The organism is Paenibacillus rubinfantis, assembly GCF_001486505.1.
Taxonomy (GTDB): Bacteria; Bacillota; Bacilli; order Paenibacillales; family Paenibacillaceae; genus Fontibacillus; species Fontibacillus rubinfantis.
Genome location: NZ_LN909063.1, coordinates 536,883 through 541,862, shown reverse-complemented (window position 1 = coordinate 541,862; position 4,980 = coordinate 536,883). Strand labels below are relative to the sequence as shown.

General features: G+C 55.3%; 4 protein-coding genes. 2 read left to right on the top strand and 2 right to left on the bottom strand.

Annotated features, from left to right (window positions below; genetic code table 11):
• Positions 1 to 2,401, top strand: a 2,401-nt coding sequence (locus BN3277_RS07545; RefSeq protein WP_082691361.1) for an efflux RND transporter permease subunit, incomplete at its 5' end; no start/stop codon positions are given.
• 274 nt (positions 2,402 to 2,675) lie between these two features.
• Here BN3277_RS07545 and BN3277_RS07540 read toward each other — a convergent pair.
• Positions 2,676 to 3,371 carry a TorD/DmsD family molecular chaperone gene (locus tag BN3277_RS07540; protein ID WP_059041633.1) on the bottom strand — a complete coding sequence of 232 codons (696 nt, stop codon included), beginning with the start codon at positions 3,369 to 3,371 and terminating at the stop codon, positions 2,676 to 2,678.
• Positions 3,372 to 3,697: 326 nt separating this feature from the next.
• Between BN3277_RS07540 and moaA the strand changes: the two genes are divergently transcribed.
• Entirely contained in the window at positions 3,698 to 4,705 is a 1,008-nt protein-coding gene (gene moaA / locus BN3277_RS07535) for a GTP 3',8-cyclase MoaA (protein ID WP_059041632.1), read from the top strand.
• Here moaA and mobA read toward each other — a convergent pair.
• Positions 4,702 to 4,980, bottom strand: a 279-nt coding sequence (gene mobA, locus BN3277_RS25725) for a molybdenum cofactor guanylyltransferase (RefSeq protein ID WP_392396622.1), incomplete at its 5' end; no start/stop codon positions are given. The two genes, moaA and mobA, sit on opposite strands and share 4 nt — an antisense overlap.

The window sequence follows — 4,980 nt, the reverse complement described above, 5'->3', positions numbered from 1 at the left end:
GCCTGCAGGCGGTGCAGACGGCGCGGGTGCGGCCGGCGGTGCAGCTACCGGCGGTGGGGCTAACGGGGCTATGGGCGCTGTGCCCACTGGCATCCCGACCGTAAAGCTGGGCGACATCGCCGACATCGAAACGATTGGCAAAGCGGAATCGATCTCCCGGACCAACGGGGAGGAATCGATCGGTATTCAAATCGTCAAGTCCAACGATGCCAATACCGTCGATGTCGTTAACCAAGTTAAAGACGCCGCCAAAGAACTTGGCAAGCAATACGACCATATCAACTTCACGGTTCTGCTGGACCAAGGGCAGCCGATCACCGACTCGGTGAACACGATGTTGTCCAAAGCCCTGTTTGGTGCGTTGTTCGCCGTGTTGATCATTTTGATCTTCCTGCGTAACATTCGTTCCACGATCATTTCCATTATCTCGATTCCATTGTCCCTGCTTATCGCCATTTTGGCATTAAAGCAGATGGACATTACGCTGAATATGATGACGTTGGGCGCCATGACCGTCGCCATTGGCCGCGTCGTCGACGACTCGATCGTTGTCATCGAGAACATTTACCGGCGCTTGTCTCTGACCGGCGAGAAGCTGAAGGGCAGCAAGCTGATCATCGAAGCGACGCGGGAGATGTTCGTCCCGATCATGTCCTCGACGATCGTTACGATCGCTGTCTTCCTGCCGCTTGCTTTTGTCAGCGGGATGGTCGGGGAATTGTTCCAGCCGTTTGCCTTGACGATGGTCTTCTCGCTGTTGGCCTCGCTGCTGGTTGCGATTACCCTCGTGCCGGCACTGGCGCATACGTTGTTCCGGAAAGGCCTTGGCAAGAAGCATAACCACGATGAGAAACCAAGAGGCATCGCCCGCAGTTATCGGAGCATCCTGGCATGGTCGCTGTCTCATAAGCTGATCACCTTCGGGCTTGCGGTCGTGCTGCTGGTCGGCAGCTTGTTCCTGTACCCGCTGGTCGGCGTCAGCTTCCTGCCTGAGCAGGAAGATAAATATGTAATGGCAACCTACTCTCCTGAACCAGGAGCCCAGTTGGAAGATGTGGAGAAGAATATGCTCAGCATCGAGAAATACATCCTGGATCAACCGGGCGTCGACCGGATGCAGTATTCCATCGGCGGCGAAAACCCGCTGGGGATGGGCTCCTCCAACTCGGCCTTGTTCTACATCGCTTACGATCCGGACACCGCCCATTTCAGCGATGTGAAAGAGAAGCTGATGGAAGGCTTGCGAACCGAGCTTCCAAAGGGCGAATGGAGCGATATGTCCGAACTCATGACCGGTGGTCTGGGCGGCGGCTCGCTTAGCATTAACGTGTTTGGTGACGAGCTGGAGCAAATCAAGCCGGTATCGGATCAAATCCTCAGCCTGATTCAAGAGGATACGAAGAACTTCGAAAAAGGCGACACCAGCTTGTCCAAAACCTATGAGCAATACACCTTGGTTGCGGATCAACAAAAGCTGAGCTCCCTCGGCCTGACACCGGGCCAATTGGCCTTGAAGCTAAGTCCGGTCCGGGACCGTCCGGTGCTGACGGAAGTCGCCATTGACGGTAAGAAATACAATGTGTATATCGAGGCCGACAGCGAAACTTACAGCAGCATTACCGAGATCGAAAACGCAACGCTAACTTCGCCGCTGGGCATTCAGGTCCCGATCAAGGACGTGGCGAAGGTTGAAAAAGGCACCTCCCCGGACTCGATCATGCGGATCGACGGGAAGATGGTTGTTGAAGTGAGCGCCAAAATCACGTCCACCGACGTGCAAAAAGCTTCGTCCAGCCTGCAGGAGAAAATCGACAAGCTGGATCTGCCGGACGGCGTCACCGTTAAATTCGGCGGCGTAACCGAACAGATCAACGATACGTTCGGCCAGCTCGGCATCGCGATGTTGGCGGCGATCGCCATCGTCTACTTCGTCCTTGTCGTCACCTTCGGCGGCGGCCTGGCTCCGTTTACGATCCTGTTCTCCCTGCCGTTCATCGTTATCGGTGCGATGGTGGGACTACTGATCGGCGGAGAGACGCTGAACGTCTCAGCATTGATGGGCGTGCTGATGTTGATCGGGATCGTCGTTACCAACGCCATCGTGTTGATTGACCGCGTGATCCATAAGGAACGCGAAGGGTTGTCGACCCGCGAAGCTTTGCTCGAAGCGGGTACAACTCGGCTTCGCCCGATTCTGATGACCGCCCTGGCCACGATCGGCGCACTGCTGCCGTTGGTCTTCGGTTGGGAGCACAGCGCCGGGATCATCTCGCGTGGCCTTGGCATCACCGTCATCGGCGGCTTGATCAGCTCGACGTTGCTCACGCTGGTCATCGTGCCGATCGTATACGAATTCCTGATGAAGTTCCGCCGCCGCGACTTGGCTAAGGAATTGGATTAATCGCTGCACCCTATTCAGGCTGTAACGCTGATGATGAACGTTATTTGGGCAAATCCGCCGGGCTAGAGATTCTAACGCCGATGAGCCACTCTATTTCGGTCAAAACAACCGTTTTCGACCAAGAAATTAGCTAATAAGCGCTGTCCCAAGCGTTAGAATCTCAACACGGTGATTTTCGGCCAAATAAGCCTCTTGGTAAGCGTTAGAATTCCTAACGGCCAGCAAAAAGGACCTCAACCCGCATCTCTGCGGAGCTGAGGTCCTTTTTACTTCTCTATCCTATCGCGGGCGGCTGGCTCTCACGCCAAGCGCGAAGCTGCTGCAAATCGCTAACCAGAAATTCATCCATCATTTCGGCCAATCCGGTAAAGAGCGGACTCTTTGTGGCCTGCAGTAACTCTTGGGCAAACGGCTGCGCCCACTTCAGCAAATGCGACTCCAGGAAGTGAATCTGTGCGTCCGCCAGCGCCAGGCAGCTTTGCTGCAGGTTGGCTTTGGCCAGCATACCTTCGGCCAGCACTGCCATAAACTCCAGCTCCAACGCGATATGGTCGTCGCGCTCCCCGTTTAATTTATTAAACACCACCGCGTTATCCATATATAGCTTGCGGACTTCGGAGCTGCACGCCATCGCCCCGGCACCTTCTCGACGGCTGCGGAACAAACTCTCGCAGGACGGGATGATCGCCTCGCGGCCCGAAAACAGGCGCTCGTACTCCTTCGCTTCTTGATGGCATACGCTGCGGAATCCTTCTTCGGGAATGCTTTCCAGATAGGCCATCAGCCTTCGGCCTCCCTTGCTGATCCCCGCTTTCGGGTTCCGTTCCACCTTGCGGCGCCACTGAGCGATTAAGGACATCCGCGGCGGACGGCTCAGAAAATCCATCAATAACTGATAGACCATCCCACGAGTTTCCAGCCACTGAACCTGCTCCTGCGTGTAGACCAAAGGTTTGAACAGCATAGCCATCTGAATTCATCTCCCTGTATGTGTTCCTTCTATGATTTCTATGATCCCTATTCGCGATCATGCGAAAAAAAAGATGACTTCCTTAAACGTGTCGGAAATCATCTAGAGTGCATATACCGACACATGATTAAGGGGGATCACGTATCGCTTACTTGTATTATACTCCCAATGTAAGCGCTTTAATGTGATCTTTTTTACATTGTTCTCTAGTTCCATTGTATCTATGTCCGCCACAGAATATACTTGAACAGTGTGTGTCAACGCATTGACGTTCAGTATGAATATATATAAAATTTGAAGCACTTAGTACGAAAGGAGGCATACACATGGAGCAGCTGCTTGACCCTTTTGGGCGAAAGCACGATTACCTGCGCATCTCCGTCACCGACCGGTGCAATTTGCGCTGCGTTTACTGCATGCCTGCCGAGGGAATGGTTTTTCAGCCGCATGAGGAAATCATGAGCTACGAAGAGATCGCTGAGACGGTATCCGCTCTTGCTCCGATGGGCCTCCGCAAAATCCGGCTGACCGGCGGTGAACCGCTGGTGCGTAAGGATTTGGAACAACTCATTGCCATGCTCTCCGACATTCCGGGCATTGAAGATATCGCATTAACGACAAACGGCATGTTTCTGGCCAAAAAAGCGGAGCTGCTGAAGCAAGCGGGCTTAAAGCGGGTGAACATCAGTCTGGATTCGTTGCGGCAAGACCGCTTTGCCATGATTACCCGTGGCGGCGAGGTAGAGAAGGTCCTGGAAGGGATTCAGGCCGCCGTTGATGTCGGCTTCGAGCCGATTAAGCTCAACGTGGTCCTGATGAAGGGAATCAACGAGGATGAAATTCGCGATTTTCTCGCGTTAACGATGGAACGGCCGCTGCATGTGCGCTTCATCGAATACATGCCGATCGGCAGTGCCAGCGATTCCTGGCGCAAAACCTACCTGCCCCTGACGGCCGTCGAAGACGTGTGCCGTGAAGCGGGCTGGGAGGTGGAGGCAGTCGAGGGCCCTCGCGGCAACGGTCCTGCTGAAAGTCGTCGCATAAAGGGCGCAGCCGGAACGTTTGGATTAATCCATCCGGTCAGCGAACATTTCTGCGACAACTGCAATCGGCTGCGCCTGACCGCCGACGGTCATATCAAGGCTTGCTTGTATTGGTCCGATGAGCTGCATGTGCGACCGTTTGCTGCAGCCGGCGATACTGAAGGCATTCGCTCCCTGTTCCTGAAGGCGCTCGGAGCCAAGCCAAAGAACCACGAAATGGCGCTGGCTTTGGAGCAGAAGCACCAAAGCCATACGCCGACGACCCGCCGGATGTCTCAGATCGGCGGTTAGTCCTTCCAGCGGCCCGATTCCAGCCGAATTCGGGCCTGCTCGTAATCCTCCGGCTTGTTCATATTAAACGCGCACCACTCCAAGGGGAGGCCCGAAGCAATTTCGAGGGCCTCCCCTTCGATATATTCGGTGCGCAGCGTCTCCGTCCAAGCCGTCATTTTGAGGCGGCCTGCCCGCAGCCGTGCTTCCAGGCCCGGCAGCACGCTGCGCCGGTAGGCCGCCAGCAGCGGATGCGCTCGCCCCTGCGTGCGGGCGAGGATCGCCTCGGCCGCGGC